Annotated in this window: 18 protein-coding genes and 1 riboswitch; of the genes, 5 read left to right on the forward strand and 13 right to left on the reverse strand. The window is 67.8% G+C overall.

From position 1 onward, the window contains the following. Positions 1-192: 192 nt before the first annotated feature. From NRB20_RS11775 to NRB20_RS11785, 3 genes are all read right to left on the reverse strand, one after another. A complete protein-coding gene (locus tag NRB20_RS11775) occupies positions 193-1,326 on the reverse strand; it encodes an STM4014 family protein (protein WP_319944783.1) in 1,134 nt (377 codons plus the stop codon). Positions 1,327-1,353: 27 nt separating this feature from the next. Further along, on the reverse strand, positions 1,354-2,319 hold the full coding sequence (locus tag NRB20_RS11780) for an STM4015 family protein (RefSeq protein WP_153410084.1): 966 nt from the start codon (positions 2,317-2,319) through the stop codon (positions 1,354-1,356). Positions 2,320-2,497: 178 nt separating this feature from the next. Further along, a complete protein-coding gene (locus NRB20_RS11785) occupies positions 2,498-2,920 on the reverse strand; it encodes a cold-shock protein (RefSeq protein WP_319944834.1) in 423 nt (140 codons plus the stop codon). A gap of 178 nt (positions 2,921-3,098) precedes the next feature. On the opposite strand from NRB20_RS11785, the gene NRB20_RS11790 reads away from it, so the two are divergent. Together NRB20_RS11790 and NRB20_RS11795 are read left to right on the forward strand one after the other, a co-directional pair. Continuing rightward, entirely contained in the window at positions 3,099-3,332 is a 234-nt protein-coding gene (locus NRB20_RS11790; protein ID WP_153410086.1) for a hypothetical protein, read from the forward strand. Between the two features lie 306 nt (positions 3,333-3,638). Next, a riboswitch (cyclic di-AMP (ydaO/yuaA leader) is annotated at positions 3,639-3,831 on the forward strand. 8 nt (positions 3,832-3,839) lie between these two features. Further along, entirely contained in the window at positions 3,840-4,517 is a 678-nt protein-coding gene (locus NRB20_RS11795; protein WP_153410087.1) for a resuscitation-promoting factor Rpf1 domain-containing protein, read from the forward strand. Positions 4,518-4,609: 92 nt separating this feature from the next. Here the strand turns inward: NRB20_RS11795 and NRB20_RS11800 are convergent, their stop codons facing one another. After that, positions 4,610-4,798 carry a hypothetical protein gene (locus tag NRB20_RS11800; protein ID WP_319944784.1) on the reverse strand — a complete coding sequence of 63 codons (189 nt, stop codon included), beginning with the start codon at positions 4,796-4,798 and terminating at the stop codon, positions 4,610-4,612. Between the two features lie 108 nt (positions 4,799-4,906). Between NRB20_RS11800 and NRB20_RS11805 the strand changes: the two genes are divergently transcribed. Beyond that, entirely contained in the window at positions 4,907-7,303 is a 2,397-nt protein-coding gene (locus NRB20_RS11805; RefSeq protein WP_153410088.1) for a helicase-associated domain-containing protein, read from the forward strand. Between the two features lie 591 nt (positions 7,304-7,894). On the opposite strand, the gene NRB20_RS11810 is transcribed toward NRB20_RS11805, so the two are convergent. The 4 genes from NRB20_RS11810 to NRB20_RS11825 all read right to left on the reverse strand — a co-directional run bounded on the left by NRB20_RS11810 (position 7,895) and on the right by NRB20_RS11825 (position 12,573). Beyond that, on the reverse strand, positions 7,895-9,304 hold the full coding sequence (locus NRB20_RS11810) for a M1 family metallopeptidase (protein WP_153410089.1): 1,410 nt from the start codon (positions 9,302-9,304) through the stop codon (positions 7,895-7,897). 110 nt (positions 9,305-9,414) lie between these two features. Next, positions 9,415-10,059, reverse strand: a complete 645-nt coding sequence (locus tag NRB20_RS11815) for a LysE family translocator (protein WP_153410090.1) — start codon at positions 10,057-10,059, stop codon at positions 9,415-9,417. A gap of 149 nt (positions 10,060-10,208) precedes the next feature. Continuing rightward, positions 10,209-10,883 carry a DUF3239 domain-containing protein gene (locus NRB20_RS11820; RefSeq protein ID WP_153410091.1) on the reverse strand — a complete coding sequence of 225 codons (675 nt, stop codon included), beginning with the start codon at positions 10,881-10,883 and terminating at the stop codon, positions 10,209-10,211. Positions 10,884-10,914: 31 nt separating this feature from the next. After that, positions 10,915-12,573, reverse strand: coding sequence for a DNA repair helicase XPB (locus NRB20_RS11825; protein ID WP_319944785.1), 1,659 nt, complete (start codon positions 12,571-12,573; stop codon positions 10,915-10,917). Positions 12,574-12,843: 270 nt separating this feature from the next. Here NRB20_RS11825 and NRB20_RS11830 point away from each other — a divergent pair, with 270 nt between their 5' ends. Then, positions 12,844-14,007 carry a pyridoxal phosphate-dependent aminotransferase gene (locus tag NRB20_RS11830; RefSeq protein WP_153410092.1) on the forward strand — a complete coding sequence of 388 codons (1,164 nt, stop codon included), beginning with the start codon at positions 12,844-12,846 and terminating at the stop codon, positions 14,005-14,007. Positions 14,008-14,037: 30 nt separating this feature from the next. On the opposite strand, the gene NRB20_RS11835 is transcribed toward NRB20_RS11830, so the two are convergent. The 4 genes from NRB20_RS11835 to NRB20_RS11850 form a co-directional block, all read right to left on the reverse strand. Then, positions 14,038-14,685, reverse strand: a complete 648-nt coding sequence (locus NRB20_RS11835) for a LysE family translocator (protein ID WP_153410093.1) — start codon at positions 14,683-14,685, stop codon at positions 14,038-14,040. 417 nt (positions 14,686-15,102) lie between these two features. Next, positions 15,103-16,197, reverse strand: a complete 1,095-nt coding sequence (locus NRB20_RS11840; protein WP_153410094.1) for a 3-deoxy-7-phosphoheptulonate synthase — start codon at positions 16,195-16,197, stop codon at positions 15,103-15,105. Between the two features lie 266 nt (positions 16,198-16,463). Beyond that, a complete protein-coding gene (locus NRB20_RS11845) occupies positions 16,464-16,937 on the reverse strand; it encodes a carboxymuconolactone decarboxylase family protein (RefSeq protein ID WP_153410095.1) in 474 nt (157 codons plus the stop codon). A gap of 124 nt (positions 16,938-17,061) precedes the next feature. Next, positions 17,062-17,937 carry an oxidoreductase gene (locus tag NRB20_RS11850; RefSeq protein ID WP_319944786.1) on the reverse strand — a complete coding sequence of 292 codons (876 nt, stop codon included), beginning with the start codon at positions 17,935-17,937 and terminating at the stop codon, positions 17,062-17,064. A gap of 151 nt (positions 17,938-18,088) precedes the next feature. Here NRB20_RS11850 and NRB20_RS11855 point away from each other — a divergent pair, with 151 nt between their 5' ends. Beyond that, on the forward strand, positions 18,089-19,696 hold the full coding sequence (locus tag NRB20_RS11855; protein WP_319944787.1) for a (2,3-dihydroxybenzoyl)adenylate synthase: 1,608 nt from the start codon (positions 18,089-18,091) through the stop codon (positions 19,694-19,696). A gap of 118 nt (positions 19,697-19,814) precedes the next feature. On the opposite strand, the gene NRB20_RS11860 is transcribed toward NRB20_RS11855, so the two are convergent. Continuing rightward, positions 19,815-21,122 (reverse strand): salicylate synthase, encoded by a 1,308-nt coding sequence (locus NRB20_RS11860; protein WP_153410326.1) that lies wholly within the window; start codon positions 21,120-21,122, stop codon positions 19,815-19,817. Positions 21,123-21,217: the final 95 nt, after the last annotated feature.

Consider the following 21,217-nt stretch of genomic DNA (forward strand, 5'->3'; position numbering starts at 1 on the left):
ACGCGGGACCCACCTGGGCAGCGGCGGGACCTTCGCACCTCGGAGCAGAGCCACTCCGACCCGACCGAGGGCCGACATGGTCGGGAACGCGATCGTCATGGCCCGAGGAACACACACCATCACTTACGAGATCCAATGCGAGATGAGCACCATCCACAGAGACACCGTCGGAGAGTTCGGGGGCAGTACTCATCACAGCTGGCTTCCGGCCGAGACGAGTTCGCGATCGCCCGATGTCTCCGGTCCGTACTTCCGGTGTGCCGCAAGGATCTGCGCGGTGTAGGTGTCCAGCCCGGCGGCCGGTCCCTCCGGCAACCCGGTCGAGCCCGGCAGCAGGTCACCGAAGGCATTGACCTCACCCACCGCGAAACGCCGCCAACCGATCGCGGGAAGCAGATCGACTCCGACACAGAGTGTCCCGGGAAAACACGCAGCGGCCTCCTCACAGATCGACAGCGCCCGCACCCAGTGCTCACCGGCCCGGCCGCGCACCTCGTCGAGATCACCACGGGTACCGCCGAGATGCAGATTCGTCATCGGCGCGCGAGCGGTGCGCACGACGGCATGGGTCGCGCGGCCCGCGATCACCACGACCCGCAGATCGGCCACACGCCCGCCCAACGCCGCCTTGGGAAGCCACCGCTCGATGTGCAGCCCATCGGGTGCGAGCCGATCAACGATCGCGGCGATCTCACGTTCATCGGTGTACTTACGCACCCGCAACGAGTTGTACAGCCTGCCATCGCCGGTGAGTTCGACCGACGTGGTCGCCTGCACACACCCGCCCCCGGCAGTCTCCACCGCGAGCACCCCGGACGCCGAGGACCCGTGCGCGATCTTCACGAACACACGCGGCAGACCGCCCGCACGCATCAGCGCCCGCACCTCGGACCAGTCCCGCACCGCACTCCCCGCACCCGAAGTCGGCGAATCGGGAACCGGCACACCGCTACCCGCCAATCGCGCATGACACAGCCGCTTGTCGAACAGCACCCCCAACTCGTCCGGATCGTCGAGCCGAATCCCGCCCCGCAGCGACCGCACCGCCCGCAACCAGCCGGAATACCAGCGCGCTGAACCCTCCACCCGCGCAGGCTCCCGCACCCCGCGCAGCATCTCGTCCAGCACCGGATCCTCGCCCGGGGAGTCCAGGCGCACCAGCTCGTCCGGGGCGAAATCGTGCCCCGCACCGCTCAACACCTCGCGCCACTCGACCACTCGCGGCGGACGCAGCCCGGCCGCCCGCGCGGCCTCGGCGAACATCCGCACCCGCCGATTCGCGCCGTTACCGACCACCACCCAGCGCGGCGGAGCCTCGCGGCTCACCGGTAAATCGTTCTCCGACATGGCCGTTCACTCACCGACGGCGACGAATCGGTAGTCCTCGTCGGAGTTGTCGGCGCTGTCGGGGTCCACATTCACCTCGACGCCCGCCGGTTCGAGCTGCGCGCGCACCGCGCCCCGCATCGCGTCGGACATGAAGTTGTAGTGCATGTCCAGCGAGGTCAGGTGGGTCAGCGACTGGCCGGTGACCAGGGCCGCGGCCCCCTCGTCGGTGAGTATCCCCATCGAAACGTCCAGGGCATGAAGCTGCGTGACGACCGGCGCGGTGGCCAGCGCCCCGCAGATCCGGTCCTGAATATCGCTGTTGCGCAAGGCCAGATCGCGCAGGTTCGGGAATTTCGTACCGGTCAGGATCGGCTCCAGATCCGACAGCTCGCAATCGCCGCCGTACTCCTCGGTGCCCAGCCACAGATCCAGATGGGTGAGCGCGGGCAGATCACACCCCGCGATACCACGCACCACCTCGGCCGGAAGCCCGCCGGACTGGACGGTCAACTGGGTCAGCCGCTCGTGCCGCACGGAGGCGAATGCCAGATCCTGTCCACCGCGCACAGCGAATTCCTCCAGCGCGGGGAACGCCACCAGGATCGGACTCACCTGACTCTGCAGAATCCAGGAGATCTCGGCCTCCTCCATGGTGATGTCACCCAGGAACAGCGCGCGCAGCCCCGGCAGCCGACCGCTCGCGGCGACCAGTGCGCCGACGACCTCCTCCGACGTGTCTTGCGAGGCCCCTCCCCAGTCGCCGACGATCAACGCGCGCACCCGCTCGGCGGCCACCGAATCCAGGAGCCGGGCGAATCTGTCCGTCCAGGACTCCCCGTCGTCATCGCCGTAGTAGTCCACGCGCACCCGCCACGCGACCGCATCCGCCGCGGGCAGTTCCGGTAGCGCCTCGCCCGCGGCCGGAGCTTTCGGGAAATCGTGAGCGGGCAGGCCGTAGAACTCCTCCAGGTGGTCGTGGATGGTCGTCATAGCTGCTCGCCCTTCTGGTTCGAATGCCCGTATCCGGTTCGAATGCCCGTGCCGACAGGTGAGTCCGATCGACAGATGAGTTATATCCGCACCCACCGACAACTTTCGCGGCGACCGACCCCGAATACACCGCGGCCCCGGCACATCGGATGTGCCGGGGCCGCGGAGAACGATCCGCTCAGTGATCCAATTCGCGCGCGACGCCCCGTACCACCTCGGCGATGCGCTGGGACATCTTGCGGTCCGGATACTTGCCCTTGCGCAGATCCGGCTGCACCGTCGCCTCCAGCAGGGTGATCATGTCCTCGATCATCCCGTGCAGGTCGTCCGGGTTCTTGCGGGGCTGCTGCGGCGCGGATTCCTTGTGCCCCTGCCGCTCTCCGCCGCGCACCGACTGCGGCGGCTCGAGCAGTTTGAGGCTCAGCGCCTGCGGCCCGCGACGCCCGGCGGCCATCCCGAATTCAACCCGTTGCCCGGGCTTCAACCCCTCGACACCCTTGGGCAACGCAGACGACCGAACATAGACGTCCTCCCCCTCATCCTGGGAAAGGAAACCGAAGCCCTTTTCGACGTCGTACCACTTCACCTTGCCGGTCGGCACTGCGCTCACCTGTTCATCTTCGAATGCCCGGACGACCGGACACAGTCATCGGCACCGGAATACGTCCGGGGCCCTTGCGTTCGCGAAAAGAACGCGCCCCACAGCTGTGCAGGACGCGATTGTGGTCGAGTCTACCCCGGTGACGTTTCCCGAAGCACATCAGTTTTACGGTGCAGCAATGCCGGATACCTCTTCTGACCGTTCCCCGCGCCGCGCCGCGGATCGGCTGCTGCCCCTCGCCGTGGGCCTGTTCGCGATCGGCGTGCTGGCCGTGATCGCCATATTCCTCATCCCGATGGTCTCCGACGCGCATCCGGGACTGTGGCTGTATCTCGTGGCGATGGTGGCGACGCCGGGCGGGCTGCTGCTGGCGATCGGGTTCGCGCTGTGGTCCGGCCGCCGGGCGCGCTGAATCCGGCGCGGCCCCGCGTGCGACGAACTCGTTCGGCGACACCAGGTATGCCCTGTTCGTTACCCGACTACACATGTGACGTTCGTCACATCACGGGGAGATCACGGCGCGGTCACGGACCGTACTTGCATACGTGACAACGCACTCACCTGCGCAGAAGCCATCCCGAAGACGTTGGGCGCGTGCGTGACCCGCTCGCACACGCCGGTTACCAAATAGTGATTTTTCGCGGCGATCGTCGTACCGTCTATCCCTGTCGGGAGCAGTCCCGACACCACCGGCCCGCCGCACCGAACCTCGCCCCGCGGGTACCGGACCCCGAGGAACACAGGGGCGAGGGCGGGGAACCCACGTTCCCTTACAGGCAGGGAAGCGGAACCGGCCGGAAACGACCGATTCCTTGGGGTGAAGCCCCGGTGCACCACCCGGTGTGCCAGGGCCGGACGGCCTCTCAGTCCGAACCCGACAGCTCACCTCGCAGGCGCGTACGAGAGGAAGACACCCGATATGAGTGGACGCCATCGCAAGCCGACCAACACCGGCCGTACCGTCGCGAAGGTTGCCGTCACGAGCGCGATGATGGGTGGTGCGGGCGTCGCCCTCGCCGGTCACGCCGCTGCGGCTCCCGACTCCGACTGGGACAAGCTGGCGCAGTGTGAGTCCGGCGGTAACTGGGGCATCAACACCGGTAACGGATTCCACGGCGGTCTCCAGTTCTCCCCCAGCACCTGGAACTCCTACGGCGGCACGCAGTACGCCTCCAGCCCCGAGCACGCCAGCAAGGACCAGCAGATCGCGGTCGCCGAGAAGGTCCTCGCGACCCAGGGTTGGGGCGCTTGGCCCTCCTGCTCCTCGCACCTCGGCCTGCACAGCTCGCCGACGCAGCGCACCGCTCCGGCCTCCAACACCACCGAGCAGGCCGCTCCGCACGTCCAGGCCGCGCCGCACACCCAGGCTCAGCCGAACCTCGCGCCCCAGGCGCAGGCTCCCGCGCAGCAGTCCGCGGATGGCAGCCAGCAGGTCTTCCAGACCGTCGACAAGGGCATCACCATGGCGCAACAGCACGGCATCCAGCTGCCGCAGCAGGCCATGGACGCCTACAAGGCCGCCAAGGCCAGCGGCGTCAAGCTCGACCCGAGCGTGGTCAACTTCTTCGAGGCGAACAAGAGCTTCCTGCCCAACTGATCGAGTCTGCCTGAGGCACGTTTCAGCTTTTTATCGGGAAACAAGAGAAGGCCCCACATCCGAAAGGATGTGGGGCCTTCTCTGCTACGTGGTCAGCGATTGATCACCGTGTGCGGGTGCACGTAGGCGATCTCTTCCGCTGGTACCGGAAACTCGGTGTCCTCGCCGAAGGGCGAAAGGCCACCGGAACGGGCCGACGAGAGTTCGGTGACCGCGTGGTCGCCATTGGCGAGCTGCGGCCAGCCGTTGTCGACGTAGGGTTTCTTCGATTTGTTCACCACGGGATCATTCTGGCACGCCCGCTCCGATCAGTACACGCTCGCATCGGCACTCGGCGACGGTGTCAGGTCCCCCAGCGCCCACCCGCGTGTCGCCGTACGCTGGACAGGATGACCACGACCGACCGCACGCCCCGGACCGGGGACGACCGTCCCACGGGAACCGCTCCCGCCGCCCGAGGCGCGGCCGGTGCCGGGCCGCTGGCCGATTGGTTGTCCGCCCGCGCCGACGAGGATCTGGTCGCCCTGCTGGAACTGCGGCCGGATCTGGCCGTGCCGCTGCCCGCGTCGATGGCCGTACTGGCCGCGCGGGCCGAACAGCGCGCCTCGGTGCTGCGGGCCTGCGACGATCTGAACACGCTCGATTTCGCCGTCATCGAAACCCTGACCGTGCACGGCTCGGCCTTTCCCGGACGTACCGCGACCCCGCTGCCGCGCAAGCAGTTACACGAGCTGCTCCGCGATCGCGTGCCCGCCAGAACGGTCGATGCGTCGGTGGCCCGGCTCACCGCCCGCGCGTTGGTCTGGGGGACGAAGGAACTGCATCTGGTCGCGTCCGCGAAGGACGCGCTGCCCTGGCAACTGGGCAGCACCACCGAAATTCCCGACGCCCTGACCGAATCGGAGATCGTGCGGGCGCTGACCGAGATCGCGCATCCCGAACGCGCCCTGCTGGACAAGCTCGCCGCCACCGGCCCGCGCGGCCGCACCCGCGACGCGGCCCCCGGCACCGCGCCGGACCGCCCGATCCAGCGGCTGCTCGCCCATCGCCTGCTGAACTGGATCGACGAGGAGACCGTCGAACTGCCGCACGCGGTCGGTCAGGTGCTGCGCCGCGAGCCGGTGACCGATCCGCACGCGCTCGTCCAGCCCGAACCGGCTCCGGTCAAACACACCGCGGCCGATGTCAATGCCGCGGCCGCCGGCGAGGTGGGTGAGCTGCTGCGCCACTGCGGGGACATCCTCGAGACGGTGGGTACCGTGCCCGCACCCGCGCTGCGCTCGGGCGGGCTGGGGGTGCGGGAGTTGCGCCGGATCGCCAAGCAGACCGGCGTCGAGGAGACCCGGGTCGGCCTGCTCGCCGAGGTGCTCGCGGCGGCCCGCCTGCTGGACAAGGGAATTCCCGAACCGGCCCCGCCGGACGACGCCCTGGACGACTGCTGGGCCCCCACGACCACCGCCGACGGCTGGCGCGACCATTCCCCGGCCCGCCGCTGGGTGACGCTCGCGCACGCCTGGCTGGAATTGGATCGCTTCCCGTGGATGATCGGCCTGCGCGACGCCAATGACAAACCGCTGGCGGCATTGTCGATCGAACTGCGCAATATGCACGCGGTCCGGGATCGGCGCGCGATGCTGAGCCTGCTGGCCGAATTCCCGCCTGGCACCGGGGTATCGGCCACCGATCTGGCCCGCGTGCTGGCGTGGCGGCAACCACGGCTACGCAGACATTTCCACATCGAGGCCGTGGAACGCACGCTCGCCGAGGCCGCGACGCTGGGGCTGGTCGGTCGCGACGCGCTGACCTCCGCCGGGCGCGCACTGCTGCACGGCCCGACCGGTCCCGGCGATCCGGCCGTCCCCGAGGAGTCGCTGCGCAACGCCGAGGCCGAAATGGATTCCGCGCTACCGGATCCCGTCGATCACGTGCTGGTGCAGGCGGATCTGACGGTGATCGCGCCCGGACCGCTGGTCCCGGAGCTACAGAGCCGGATCGCGCTGGTCGCCGATATCGAATCGGCCGGTGCGGCAACCGTTTACCGGATCGGCGAGACCTCGGTGCGGCGCGCCCTGGACGCCGGGATGACCGCGGCCGAACTGCATCAGCTGTTCACCACGCATTCGCGCACGCCGGTCCCGCAGTCGCTGACCTATCTGATCGATGACGTGGCCCGCCGGCACGGCCGGTTGCGGGCCGGTATCGCGCAATCGTTCGTGCGCAGTGAGGATCCCGCGCTGCTGGCCGAGGTGCTCGCCGCGCCGGTCGCCGAACAGTTGGCGCTGCGGGCGGTCGCGCCGACGGTCGCGATCTCGCAGGCCACCCTCGCCGAGGTACTCGACGAACTGCGCGCGGCGGGATTCACCCCGGCGGGTGAGGATTCCGCGGGTTCGATCGTGGATCTGCGGCCGCGGGGCGCGCGCATTCCGGCCCGCCCGAACACCCGCAATGCCTGGCGTCCGGCGTTGCCCAGCAGTGAGCAGCTCGGGCAGCTGGTGGCGGAGTTGCGCGCGGGAGAGCGTGCGGCACAGGCGAAGTCGGGTCGGGCGGTGCGTGCGGACGGTTCCCGCACCAGTACCGCGGCGACCATGGGTCTGCTCCAGGTCGCCGTGCAGGGTGGACGTCCGGTACGCATCGGATACGTCGACGCCCAGGGCGTCGCCACCCAGCGCATCGTCGAACCACTTCAGGTCTCGGGCGGACAGCTCAATGCCCTGGATCCGGTGACCGGTGCGGTGCGCAACTTCACCCTGCACCGGATCGCCTCGGTGGCGCTGATCGACCAGTAGATACCGGTCGACAACCCGTTTTCCTTCGGCGACAAGAGATTACGCTCGCCGAGAGCAGCGCCGATCGGATTCGCTCAGTAGTCGGTGCGGTACAGCTGCGACAGCCCCTCGATGCCGAGCATCAGGTAGCCGAGGGAGCGACCCAGCGTGTTGCTGAGCAGCATCAGCCCATAGATATTCATGTATTCGGCCTTCCCTCGGAGCATTCTGCGAACAGATTGTAAGCACAATTGTTAACGGCGTCGCACCGTTAGGTCTCACAATGGACTGTTCGGTCGATACACACGTCCCATCATTGTCGTCCGGGGCCGCGCATGCGTTACGGCGGCGAAGTTGACGCACACACGTCATCGTCCGAATCGGCGCGGCCGCAGCGGATTTCACCCACAGCCGCCAGCCGACAGGCCAGCGCCGGAGGCTGCCGCACTGTTCGATCGGTCGTACAGCGGGCACGATCAGCGCGGATGCGACAGCCGAGGGAACACGCACGACGCCAGGATGCGGACGGAATCAGCCCAGCTGTCGTGTGTCACCGCACTGCCTGGTGCGCACCGAAACCCGATGCAGCCGTGGGCAATACCCCGAGCCGCGTCAGGCGTGCAGATTTCCGGGGTAGAGGTACCGATCGGCGGGGCGAGTGTCACCGTCGAGCCAGGCGGCAAAGAAGCCGGACAGATCGATCGGTGTGCGAGACTGGATGTACCGCCGGAACTCGGGCATCGAAGCGTGGCCGTACGCGTGCGAGCGGACGAACTCCGCGACCGAACCGAAGAAGACCCCGTCGCCGATCAGACGGCGCAGCGCGTGCAGGAACAGCGGGCCGCGCGAGTAGACCGAGGTGAATTCCTTTCCGGCACCGGGGTTTTGCAGCCGGGTCTGCCAGAAGCCCGCGCGGTCACGGTATGCGGCGACGGTCCTGCGGTACAGCGCGTCGACATCCTTGCCCTGCTTGCGTTCCGGCCACAGGTAGTCGGCGGTGTAGCTGGCGAAACACTCGTTCAGGCAGATGTCGGACCAGTGCGTCACCGACATCGAATCGCCCCACCACTGATGGGTGTTCTCGTGCACGACCGTGTTCAGATCGGTCCACGGCGCGTACACCGGCCGGGTCTGGGTCTCCAGCGAGAAGTGCAGATCGGTGTCGACGTAGATACCGCCGCCGCTTTCGAACGGGTAAGGGCCGTACAGGGATTCGAGAAAGTCCAGCACCTCCGGCAACCGGCGTTCGAGATCCTTGCGCACCGCCGAACGCGGGGCGAAGGCGCTGATCAGCGGAGTCCCGTTCGCGCGCCGCTGATTCAGGAAGTCGAGATGATCGATCGCGACGGTGGTCAGATATCCCAGCACCGGATGCCGCGTCGCCCACTCCACGGTCCGCTGCGAACCGTGCACGTCGTCGCGCACCCGCAGACCGTTCGAAATGACCTGCCACTCCTGCGGAACCGTCACGGTCAGATCGAAAGTCGCCTTGTCCAACGGAGTGTCGTTGAGCGGATACCAGGTCGCCGCCGAATGTGGTTCTCCCGCAGCGAATGCGCCGCCGCTGCGCGAGTAGGTCCAGCCGTGATCGGGATTGTTCGCCTCGACACCGGCGTAGCGAACGGTCACCGTGAACGGCAGTCCGGGCAGAATCGGCAGTGCCGGTGTGACATTCAGCTTGTGCCCGCCGGTGCGAGCGAAGCCGGCGGGCAGGTTGTTCACCGAAACCTGTTGCACGTCAGGGCCGTTGAAGTCCAATGTGAACATGCGCAGCGGCTGATTGGCGACGGCGTCCAAGCGCGCGGTGCCGTTCAGATGATGCGTCGGCGGATCGTAATCGATCGCGACACCGTAGTGGCCGACGTGATAGCCACCGTTGCCGTCGTCGGGATAGTAGGGATCGCCGAGACCCGGCGCACCGACCAGCGGATCCGCGGTCGTGCGCGCCTGCGCGGGCAGCGACGACCCCGCCGCCAACAACACACCGGTCAGGACTGCGCACACCCACTTGTGCGATGTCATGCGGATTCTCTCCACCCCTTCTCGGCACACAGCACACGGTTCCGGCGACGGTCGATGCTAACGCAGCCGAAAGCCCGGGCCGCCGCGGCGCACCCGGCCGATCGCGACGGCTAACCGCCGGTGCCCGAGACCGCCACACTCGCCCCCAGCCCCATGATCATCACGCCACCGGCCCCGCCGACCGCCTCCAGCCGCCGCGGCGACCGCGCGAACCAGTCGCGGGCGGTCCCGGCCAGCAGCGCCCAGGTGCTGTCCGAGACCAGGGCGATGAGCATGAAGATCCAGCCCAGCACCAGCATCTGCAACGGCACCGAACCGTGTGCGCGGTCCACGAACTGCGGCAGCATCGCGGAGAAGAAGATGATCGCCTTCGGATTGGTCACCCCGACGATGAAGCCCTGCCGGAGTACCCGCCGATGCGTCGCCGGTTGCGCCGAACTCGACGCGGTCAGGGCCGTGCGCAGCGAACGCCGCTGCCGGATCGCCTGCGCGCCGATGTACATCAGATACAGTCCGCCGCAGATCTTGACGATCGTCAACGCGACCACCGAGGCCGCGACCAGCGTGCCGAGCCCGCCCGCGACCAGTGCCAACATGACCTGGACGCCGAGACTGTGCCCCACTACCGAAACCAGTGCGGCGCGCTTGCCGTGGGTCAGCGCGCGGCCGACGGTGAACAGGACGCCCGGCCCCGGAATCACGATGATGATCGTTCCGGCCACGATGAAGGCGAGCAGATTCGCGACAGGGACCATCCCTCGATGATACGAAGGCGCGCAAGACCTTTTAGCTGTCCGCGTGGGCGCACCCGATCAGTCCGCGAGGACCCCGCATCAACCGCCGACGCAAGCTCACTCGACAGTCCGCTACGGCCCGCATCGACCGTCGGCACGGACCCGATCGGCTATCCGCGCATCTCCTCGGGCAGCTGATGCGGATCCAGCAGCAGCCGACCGAAATCCGCGGTCCGCACCTTCTCGGCCAGGGATCGGTTGTCGGCCAACAGCTTCCACTCGGCCTCCGGAATGGCCTCGCGAGCGCGCGTGAGGACGTCCGGATCCCGCGTCCCCCAGGCGATCGGCATGGCCCCGACCGTCTGCCGCAACCCACCCACCGACAGCGGCGCCCGATCGGCCCGCACAGTCACCGACGGAATCTGCTCACCCGGCCAGGACCGATGTCCGGGCAGCGACCGCACGGTCCGGGTGATCAGCGCATATCGCGGCGCCGCACCGGATTTGGCCACATTGACCAGCGCCAACAGCAACGCGCCCCGCGGATTCCGATCCGAGACGATCGCCGGGACGAGTTCCCCCTCGGCATACAGCTTCTCGATCCGCGCCCGATGCGGCGACCACAGCGCCACGAACAGCGCCGTCACCGTGCCCAGCGCGAACGCCACGGCCAGCAGGAACGAATACGGGTGGTTCAACCAGATCAACCAGGCGGTCCCCAGCCCGAGCACGACCGTCACGACGAACGCGATCACCCGAAGCCGCCGAGTATCCGCGACGACCTCGTTCACCGCGTGTGCGTGCGCGCGGTCGACCACGAACTCGAAAGGCGGGCGTGTGGTCATGCCAGTCCTGTCCTCCGGTTGCTCGTGGCGCCTAGCCGATCGCGGGGCCCAGCAGGTCGTCGGCGTCGGTGATGCGGTAGGCGTAGCCCTGTTCTGCCAGGAAACGCTGCCTGTGCGCAGCATATTCTGCATCCAGCGTGTCGCGGGACACCACCGAATAGAAGTGCGCCTGGCCGCCGTCGTGTTTCGGCCGCAGCAGCCGCCCGAGGCGCTGGGCCTCTTCCTGCCGGGAGCCGAAGGTCCCCGAAACCTGCACTGCCACAGAGGCTTCGGGCAGGTCGATGGAGAAGTTGGCGACCTTGCTCACCACCAGCACCGGAATCTCCCCGTTGCGGAACGCGTCGAACAGCGCCTCGCGCTCCTTGGTGCGGGTCGAGCCCTGGATCACCGGGGCGTTCAGATGTTCGCCCAACTCGTCCAGCTGATCCAGGTACGCGCCGATGACCAGGCTCGGAGATTCCTTGTGCCGGGCCAGAATCGACTCCACCACGGGGAGTTTGGTGCGCGCGGTGGAGCACAGTTTGTAGCGCTCCTCGGGTTCGGCGGTCGCGTAGGCCATGCGTTCGGCGTCGGTGAGCGTCACCCGGACCTCGACGCAGTCGGCCGGGGCGATCCAGCCCTGCGCCTCGATGTCCTTCCACGGCGCGTCGTACCGCTTGGGGCCGATCAGCGAGAACACATCGCCCTCGCGGCCGTCCTCCCGCACCAGGGTCGCGGTGAGGCCGAGGCGGCGACGCGATTGCAGATCGGCCGTCATCCGGAAGACCGGGGCGGGCAGCAGATGCACCTCGTCGTAGATGACCAGGCCCCAGTCGCGACTGTCGAACAACTCCAGATGCCGGTACTCACCCTTGGTCTTACGGGTGATGACCTGGTACGTCGCGATGGTGACGGGCCGGATCTCCTTGCGCTCACCGGAGTATTCGCCGATCTCGTCCTCGGTGAGCGAGGTGCGGGCCAGCAACTCCCGACGCCACTGCCGACCGGCGACCGTATTGGTCACCAGGATCAGCGTGGTGGCCTTGGCCCTGGCCATCGCGGCAGCGCCGACCATGGTCTTACCCGCGCCGCACGGCAGCACCACCACGCCCGAACCACCGGCCCAGAACGAATCCGCGGCCAGCTCCTGATAATCGCGCAGTTCCCAGGCGTGGGTGCCGAAGTCCAGGTCGATCGCGTGCGCCTCGCCGTCGACGTATCCGGCCAGATCCTCGGCGGGCCAGCCGATCTTGAGCAGCATCTGCTTGATCCGGCCGCGCTCGGACGGGTGCACCTGAACCGTGTCGTCATCGATGCGCGCGCCCAGCATGGGCTGGATCTTATTGTGCCGCAACACTTCTTCGAGCACCGCGCGATCCAGGCTGGCCAGTACCAGCCCGTGCGCGGGGTGCTTCATCAGCTGCAACCGGCCGTACCGGGCCATGGTGTCCACAACGTCGACCAGCAGCGGCTGCGGCACCGCGTACCGGGAGTACTTCACCAGCGCGTCGACGACCTGTTCGGCGTCGTGCCCGGCCGCGCGCGCGTTCCACAGCGCGAGCGGGGTCACCCGATAGGTGTGCACATGTTCGGGCGCGCGCTCGAGTTCGGCGAAGGGCGCGATCGCCTGACGCGCGGCATCGGCCTGCTCGTGCTCGACTTCGAGCAAGAGGGTCTTGTCGCTCTGAACGATGAGTGGTCCGTCTGTCACGGCGCCTCCTGCGGGTTCGCGGGCCGGAGTCCATTCTTACCGATGGGTCCGACACCTCCGCCGCCACCGGGTGTGAGCACGCAATGTACCCGCTCAGGGCGTTGATTCACCACGTTCGGGGGACATCCGCGCGAGCCGGTGCCCATCCATTCGGTGAACACCGCATCCCCGGATGATCTTCCCGGCGGGCCGCCGAGTTCTCGCGAAGCGGAAATTCGGGCAAGTTCCCGGGCACCAGCGCTCCGCACCGCACGCGCTACGTTTGTGACCATGCAGAACCCGCCGACCGTCGCGCGTCTCCGCCCGTTCGCCTCGACCATCTTCGCCGAGATGACCGAACTGGCCGTGCGGCACGGCGCGGTCAATCTGGGACAGGGTTTTCCGGACTCGGACGGGCCGAAATCCATGCTCGAGGTGGCCGAGCGAGCGATCGCGGAGGGGTTCAATCAGTATCCGCCCGGTCGCGGGGTGCCGGTGTTGCGGCAGGCGATCGCGCGGGATCGCGCCGCGCGGTACGGCACCTCCTACGATCCGGACCGCGAGATCCTGGTCACGGTCGGCGCCACCGAGGCGATCAGCGCCGCGGTCCTCGGCCTGGTCGAGCCCGGCGAGGAGGTGGTGCTGATCGAGCCGTACTACGACTCGTACGCCGCGGCGGTCGCCCTGGCCGGAGCCACCCGCCGCACCGCACGCCTGGTGCCCGACGGCGACGGTTTCGCCCTCGACCTGGACAGTCTGCGCGCCGCGATCACCCCGAAAACCCGTCTGCTGCTGTTGAATTCGCCGCACAACCCGACCGGGACGGTACTGGGTCGCGCGGATCTGCTGGCCATCGCCGAACTGGCTCGCGAACACGATCTCATCGTGGTCACCGACGAGGTCTACGAGCACTTGACCTTCGACGGGCACGAGCACATCAGCATCTCCACCCTGCCCGGCATGTTCGAACGTACCGTCGTGATATCCAGTGCCGCAAAGACTTTCAGTGTCACCGGCTGGAAGATCGGCTGGGCCTGCGCGCCCGCGCCGCTGCTCGACGGGGTGCTGGCCGCCAAACAATTCCTCACCTTCGTCGGCGGCGGGCCGTTCCAGCCCGCTGTCGCGCACGCTCTCGACAACGAGATGCCCTGGGTGGCGACATTGCGGGATACCTTGTCGGACAAGCGCATCCGGCTGTCCAAGGCTCTGCAAGAGGCCGAATTCGGCGTCAAACGCAGCGACGGGACCTATTTCGTGTGCGCCGATATCACGCCCTTGACCGCCGCCGACGCCATGACCTTCTGCCGCGAACTCCCTGAGCGTCTCGGTGTGGCCGCGGTCCCCGTGTCCGTCTTCGCCGACGACAAGGAATCCTGGAATCGCTTGGTGCGCTTCACGTTCTGCAAGAAGGAGGAAACCATCGCCGAGGGAGTCCGCCGCCTCACGCCCAACTGATCGAGAGCGCCTCACGTGCCGCAGCGACGATCACGCGGCCGGTAGCGGACGCGAATGCTCGGTCGCGAGCACGACAGCGATCGTGCCGAGCAGAGTCCCGGTGACCCACCGCTGAATCCGCAACCACAGCGGCCGTTCCCCGAGGAACCCCGCGATGGCCCCCGCACCCAGCACGATCAGCCCGTTCACGGTGAGCGCGACGGCGATCTGCACCCCGCCCAGGCACAGGCTCTGCAACCAGATCCGTCCCTGCGCGGGCACCACGAACTGCGGGATCAACGCCATGTACATGATCGCGATCTTCGGATTCAGCAGATTGGTCAGCAGCCCCATCCCGAACAGCCGCCACGTCGAATCCGCCGGGAGCGCACTGGGCGCGAACGCCGATATTCCCCCGGGCCGCAACGTCTTCCACGCCAACCACCCGAGATACAGCGCCCCCGCCAGCTTCACCCCGACGTACAACTCCGGCACCACCGCGAACACCGTCGTGATCCCCGCCGCCGCAGCCGTCAGATAGCACAGAAATCCGACCGCGACCCCGCCCAACGACACCAACCCCGCCCGCCGCCCCTGCGACACCGTCCGCGACACCAGATACATCATGTTCGGCCCGGGCGTCAGCACCAGCCCCAGCGCCGCCAACACAACCCCGACCACCGCAGTCATCCCGATCATGAACTCATACTGGCCCGCCCGATCCCCCACTGTCGCGGTCCAATCCGAACCCACTGGCCTCCGACCGAGCACTCGACACGCCCGCCCGACCATCCGCCGAAGCGTCCGGCACCAACCACCTGGACCACTCGTCGAAGGTGCGAAATCTTTGCCGATGCAACATGATCCACGCACAAGCGCACTACCGCAGCATGCTGTGTGATGCCGGTCCGAAGAGGGATCACGCCCGGAGCTCGTACTGTCCGACGGTGAATGGCGCAAGGCGTCTCGGGGCGAGGATACTTCCCGGTACCACACAGTCATCGAGCATGTGACTCGCCGAGCACGCAGTTCAGCGGACGCACAGCCCCGGGCATGCTCGGGTGGCGGCCGCATTCGACCGCCACCCGAGCCGCGCCTGATGTCGAGTCGGCGATGTCACGAATTCTCAGCGGAACCGGCGGCCTCGGCCAACCGGTCCAATTGCGCTGCGGTGGTATCCCAATCGAGGCAGGCGTCGGTGATGGATTGGCCGTAGGTGAGGTCGGCGGCGTGGCCGAGGGTCAGGTCCTGGCGGCCCGCGATCAGGAAGCTTTCCATCATCAGCCCGACGACGCTGCGGTCACCCGCCGCGCGACGTTCGGCGATATCGGTGACGACGTCGACCTGCCGGTTGTGATCCTTGTTGCTGTTGCCATGACTGGCGTCGACCACCACGCGCTGCGGCAGCTTCGCCTTCTCCAACCGCAGGCACGCCTCGGCGACCGACGCGGCGTCGTAGTTGGTCCCGTTGCTGCCACCCCGCAGGATGACGTGGCAGTCCGGATTCCCCGACGTCCGGATCAACGCCGACCGCCCGTCCAGATCGGTCCCCGGGAAGACGTGGCTGGCCCCCGCCGCCCGCACCCCGTCCACGGCGACCTGCACATCACCGTCGGTCCCGTTCTTGATCCCGACCGGCATCGACAACGCGCTGGACAGCTGCCGGTGCACCTGACTGGCCGCGGTCCGCGCACCGATCGCACCGTACGAGACCAGGTCAGCGATGTACTGCGGGGTGATCGGATCGAGGAATTCGCACGCGACCGGCAGCCCGAGCGCGGTGATGTCGACCAGCAGCCGCCGCCCCAGGCCGAGTCCGGTGTTGACGTCGAACGACCCGTCCAGGTGCGGATCGTTGATCAGGCCCTTCCAGCCGAGCGTGGTGCGCGGCTTCTCGAAGTACACCCGCATCACCACGTGCAGCCGGTCGGACAGTTCGGCGGATTTGGCGGCCAGCCGCCGCGCGTAGTCCATCGCGGCCTCGGTATCGTGCACCGAACACGGTCCGACGATGACCATCAGGCGGTCGTCGTCCCCGTTCAGCACGTCGACGGTGGCCTTGCGGCCCGCGCGGACGATATCGGCGAGGGTGTTGTCGATGGGGTGCGAGCGTCGCACGTCGGCGGGCGAGAGCAACGGGCTCACGCTCAGCGTGCGACGGTCGTCCAGATCGGCGAGAGGATTCGCGGCGGCATCGGCTGCGATGGTCATCGTGGTGGGTTCCTGATCTCTAGGCCGGCCCACCGAGAGGATTTACCCGTCGAGCCGGTAGTCCGGCTCGGGGTGAATTAGGTCAGCGCGGTTCACCGACCGACCCACCCGGGGCCGGGGAGATAAACCAGAAATACGCGCGCTGCACGTCGGCGACTCTAGCAGATCCCACCCGGCGCACATCCTGTCCCATCCGCACCGCATCCGGGACGCGGCCCGGATCGGATCGAAAGATCCTGCGCCGGGCCGTATTCCGCGTCTCATACTCAGCCGAACATGCCCGGCTGGTAGCTACCCGCGGGCGTCTGCGCGATCACATTGAACCGGTTGTAGGCGTTGATCACCGCGATGACCGAGATCAGCGCGCCGATCTGCTCGTCGTCGTAATGCTTGCGCACCTGCTCCCAGACCTCGTCGCTGACGCCGGTCTGCGCGTCGGCGATCCGGGTGCCCTCCTCGGCCAGGGCGAGCGCGGCCCGCTCGGGCTCGGTGAAGACGGTGGCCTCGCGCCAGGCCGCGACCAGGTTGAGCCGCACCCAGTCCTCGCCGCCCGCCACCGCGTCCTTGGCGTGCATATCGGTGCAGAAGCCGCAGCCGTTGATCTGGCTGGCCCGCAACTTCACCAGTTCCTGCGTGCGCTTGGGCAGCGTCGACTGATCGAGGATCTGCCCCACGGCGCCCAGCCGCTTGATGACCTTCGCGATGACGTCGATCTCGAATGCGTTCACACGAGCTTCCATGACTGTTGTCCTCACTCTCGCGATGCCGCCCCGTCGGCGGCGCTACACAAGGAAGACGCCGTACCCCGGCCCGGTGTGACATCCGGGAAAGTGACCTGCATCACCCGCATCGGGATATTCGCTGTCAGCCGAAGTTGTAGGTGACCTTGGTCAGCTGTTCGGACAGATCCCACAGGCGGCGGGCGGTGACCTCGTCCTTGGAGGCGGCCGAGGAACCGCTGGGACCGGGGTGCCCGCGCATGCCGCCGAGACGGTTCGGGCCGTAGAAACCGCCGGGTTCGACGTCGGCGGTGGCGGCGTACAGGCTCGGCAGCGCGCCCATCTCCGCGCTCTGCGCCAGGATGCGGTTGCCCAGCGGCATGATCAGGTGGACCAGGGAATCGGTGTGGAACATCAGATCGGTCGCGGCGTAGCCGGGGTGCGCGGAGACGGAGAGCTTGTCCGAACCGTGCAAGGTCAGGCGGCGCTGCAATTCGCGGGCGAACATCAGATTCGCGAGTTTGGCCTGCCCGTACGCCTGCCAGCGGTTGTACCGGCGATGTTCCCAGTTCGGATCGGCCAGATTGATCCGCCCGATCAGATGCGCACCGCTGGATACCGTGACGATCCGGTCGGAGATCTTGTCCAGCAGCAGTCCGGTGAGCGCGAAATGGCCGAGATGGTTTGTGCCGAACTGCATTTCGAAGCCCTGCGCGGTGTGGGTCAGCGGCAGCGCCATCACTCCGGCGTTGTTGATCAGCACGTCGGCGGGGCCGACGGCGTCGGCGAACTCGCGCACCGAGTCCAGGTCGGCCAGATCCAGGCGGCGCACCTGCGCGCGCTCGCCGATACTGTCCGCTACCGCCCGCGCCTTCACCTCGTTGCGACAGGCCATGATCACCCGCGCGCCCGCACCGGCCAGCGCTCGCGCGGTCACCTCACCCAGTCCGCCATTGGCTCCGGTGACGATGAAGGTCCGGCCGCTCTGATCGGGGATGTCGGCGATATCCCACTCACTCACGCCCCCGAGTCTAGAGCCCGGCTTCCCCGGCGTGTCGCACCCGGCGATCCGGCCGGGCAACTGCCGGCACATCCCAGAAATTCATGAGATAGGGTTGCCTAACCTGAGTAACCGGCATCCCGGGTTGCATCGTGAGCGTGAGGCAGGACCTGTGACATCGACATCGACGGCACACGACGGATTCACCCCCATCCCAACCGAATTCGCCGAGGCGTATCGCGCGGCCGGATACTGGGACGGCCGCCCCCTCGGTGAACTGCTGCGCGCGGCGGCCCGGCAGTGGCCGGATCGCCCGGCGCTGCTGGACGAGGCCGGGACCCGCAGTTATCGCGAACTCGACGCCGCGGCGGACCGGATGGCGCACGGCTTCCTGGCCACCGGTATCGAACCCGGCGACCGGGTGCTCGTGCAGTTGCCGAACGTCCCGGAATTCGTTGTCGCACTGTTCGGCCTGCTGCGTGCCGGGGCGATTCCGGTGCTGACCCTGCCCGCGCATCGCCGGGCCGAGATCGAGCATCTGACCGAATTGTCCGGTGCGGTGGCATATCTCACAGCCGACCGCGTCGGCGATTTCGACCATCGCGAACTGGCGGCGCAGGTGCAAGCCCGGGTACCCCGACTGCGGCAGGTCTTCGTCGTCGGCGATCCGGGCCCGTTCACCGCACTGGATTCCCTTCCCCGCGACGGGGATTCGCTACCCGAGGTGCCCGCCGGCGCGATCGCGGTGATGCTGGTCTCGGGCGGCACCACCGGCCTGCCCAAACTCATCGCCCGCACCCACGACGACTACGGCTACAACGCGCGGGCCAGCGCCGAGATCTGCGGATTCGGCCCGCAGGACGTCTACCTCGCGACTCTGCCGGCGGCGCACAACTTTCCGCTGTCCTGTCCCGGCATCCTGGGCACGATCGGGACCGGCGGGGCGATCGCGCTGCTGTCCGATCCAAGTCCGGAATCCGCGTTCGCGGCCATCGAACGTCATCGCGTCACGGTGACCTCGGTCGTCCCGCCGCTGGCGCAATTGTGGTGCGCCGCAACCGAATGGGAGGACGCCGATCTGTCCTCGCTGCGGTTGTTGCAGGTCGGCGGGGCCAAACTCGCCGAGGCGAACGCCCGCACGGTACGGCCCACGCTCGGCGCGACCCTGCAACAGGTGTTCGGCATGGCGGAGGGCCTGATCAACTACACCCGCCTGGACGATTCGGACGATCTCGTCTGCACCACCCAGGGCCGACCGCTCTCCCCCGACGACGAGATCCGCGTGGTCGACGCGTCCGGCAACGACGTCCCGCCCGGCGAAGAGGGCGAGCTGCTGACCCGCGGGCCGTACACGTTGCGCGGTTACTACCGTGCGCCGGAACACAATTCACGCTCGTTCACCCCCGACGGCTACTACCGCAGCGGAGATCTGGTGCGGCAGCTGCCGAGCGGCCATCTCATCGTGTCCGGCCGGATCAAGGATGTGATCAATCGCGGCGGCGAGAACGTCTCCTGCGACGAACTCGAGGAACATCTGCTCGCCCACCCCGCGATCCGGCACGCGGCCGCGGTCGGACTGCCCGATCCCGTACTGGGCGAGAAGGTCTGCGTCGTCCTGGTCACCCAGAGCGAGAATCCGACCCTCGCCGAGCTCAGACAGTTCCTCACCGACCGTGGCCTGGCCGGGTTCAAACACCCTGACCTGCTGCACTTCTCGACGAGTCTGCCGCTGACCGCCGTCGGGAAGATCGACAAGAAGGCGCTGCGCGCGTCGCTGTGAACCCCGCCCGCAGCCGAGCTCGATCACGGCTGCGGCACAAGGCATCCCACTGATCACCGCATGCGCCGATCACGACGAGCCGCCCGCGACAGGGCCCCGCGGGCGGCCCGTGTGACAACTAAGCCTTCACCACGTACGGAGCAACACTGCGCAGCTTCTCGCAGGTCTCCTCGAATTCCCTGGTGGGAGTGGACTGAGACACGATCCCGGCACCGGCACGCAACCACGCGCCGTCGGGCGTCTGATAGACCGCGCGCAACACCAGCGTCGCCTCCAACGCGCCCTCGCCCGAAACCGTCACCACCGCACCGGAATACAACCCGCGCGCGTCGTGATCGAGCCGGAACACCGCATCGACCCCGTCCCGCTTGGGAATTCCCGACGCGGTCACCGACGGGAACAGCTTTTCCAATGCCTCCCAGGGGCTTCGACCGCTGTCGAGGCGACCGCGCACCGTGGAGGCCAGATGCTGCACACTCCCACGCTCGCGCACGGCCATGAAATCCGAGACGACCGTGGTGTCCGGCGCGGCCACCGCGGCGATCTCGGTAAAGGAGGTCTGCACCGAGATCGCGTGCTCGACGATCTCCTTCGGATCGGACACCAGTTCGGCGCGCGCGGCCGCGTCGACCTCCGCGCCACGACCGAATGCCCTTGTCCCCGCGAGCGGTTCGGTGGTCACCACGCGATCGGCGTCGACCGATACCACCAGCTCCGGACTGTATCCGGCCGCCTCCAGACCGCCCAGCCGCAACAGGAACGAGCGCGCCGGAGTGTTGTGCACCCGGCCCAGCCGATAACTGGCGGGCACGTCCACCGGGAACGGCAATTCCACTCGGCGCGAGAGGATCACCTTCTGATAGCGGCCGCCGCGGATCTCGTCGACCGCGGTACCCACCCGATCCCGGTAACCGGTCGGATCCGCGGAGATGTCGACCGGATGCGCCCGCGGCAGCCCGCTGTCCTGCGCGGAGTCGATCAGCTCACGGATCTCGGCACTCTCGGAATCGGTTGCGCCACTGATCCGTACACCGTCGGCGTCGATGTGCACCTCGATGCGCGGGATCATCAGATGAGCCAGCGGGGTGCGCTCGGACAGATGCGCGGTCGCCTCCAAGGCCCAGGCGCAGAACTCGAATCCGATCCAGCCGTACGCATTACGCCCGGCCAGCGGCAGCCCGGCCAGCGCCCGATCGATCACCTGCGCCGGACGCCCCTGCCACGACTGCGCGGAATTGCTTCCGTCCCAGCCGATCCGGAGTTCGGAGGCGTCGAGTTCGACACTGCCGATCGGATCGGCCGCGAAAACCCACTCGCCGGGGCGTTCGTACATCACGTACTCCCCGAACCGGTCACAGGCCGCCAGCGCGGCCATCGCCGCGGGCGCATCGAATCCCCCGGGGCCGTCGCGATCCGCGGTGAGCATCGCCCCCGGACCCTCTTCATACCCGATCCGCACGCGGTCGTCCGTGGTCGACACCGAACCTCCAAGGTTATGCTTACCTAATCAACAGTGGTGAG

Origin of the sequence: Nocardia macrotermitis (assembly GCF_009604405.1) — a bacterium.
GTDB classification, from domain to species: Bacteria; Actinomycetota; Actinomycetes; order Mycobacteriales; family Mycobacteriaceae; genus Nocardia; species Nocardia macrotermitis.

Bases quoted from the DNA above. Each gene is read 5' to 3' on its own strand.
- NRB20_RS11780 (WP_153410084.1), bottom strand. From the start codon at position 2,319: ATGACGACCATCCACGACCACCTGGAGGAGTTCTACGGCCTGCCCGCT.
- NRB20_RS11790 (WP_153410086.1), top strand. From the start codon at position 3,099: ATGCCGGATACCTCTTCTGACCGTTCCCCGCGCCGCGCCGCGGATCGG.
- NRB20_RS11795 (WP_153410087.1), top strand. From the start codon at position 3,840: ATGAGTGGACGCCATCGCAAGCCGACCAACACCGGCCGTACCGTCGCG.
- NRB20_RS11805 (WP_153410088.1), top strand. From the start codon at position 4,907: ATGACCACGACCGACCGCACGCCCCGGACCGGGGACGACCGTCCCACG.
- NRB20_RS11810 (WP_153410089.1), bottom strand. From the start codon at position 9,304: ATGACATCGCACAAGTGGGTGTGCGCAGTCCTGACCGGTGTGTTGTTG.
- NRB20_RS11815 (WP_153410090.1), bottom strand. From the start codon at position 10,059: ATGGTCCCTGTCGCGAATCTGCTCGCCTTCATCGTGGCCGGAACGATC.
- NRB20_RS11820 (WP_153410091.1), bottom strand. From the start codon at position 10,883: ATGACCACACGCCCGCCTTTCGAGTTCGTGGTCGACCGCGCGCACGCA.
- NRB20_RS11830 (WP_153410092.1), top strand. From the start codon at position 12,844: ATGCAGAACCCGCCGACCGTCGCGCGTCTCCGCCCGTTCGCCTCGACC.
- NRB20_RS11835 (WP_153410093.1), bottom strand. From the start codon at position 14,685: ATGATCGGGATGACTGCGGTGGTCGGGGTTGTGTTGGCGGCGCTGGGG.
- NRB20_RS11840 (WP_153410094.1), bottom strand. From the start codon at position 16,197: ATGACCATCGCAGCCGATGCCGCCGCGAATCCTCTCGCCGATCTGGAC.
- NRB20_RS11845 (WP_153410095.1), bottom strand. From the start codon at position 16,937: ATGGAAGCTCGTGTGAACGCATTCGAGATCGACGTCATCGCGAAGGTC.
- NRB20_RS11860 (WP_153410326.1), bottom strand. From the start codon at position 21,122: ATGCTCACCGCGGATCGCGACGGCCCCGGGGGATTCGATGCGCCCGCG.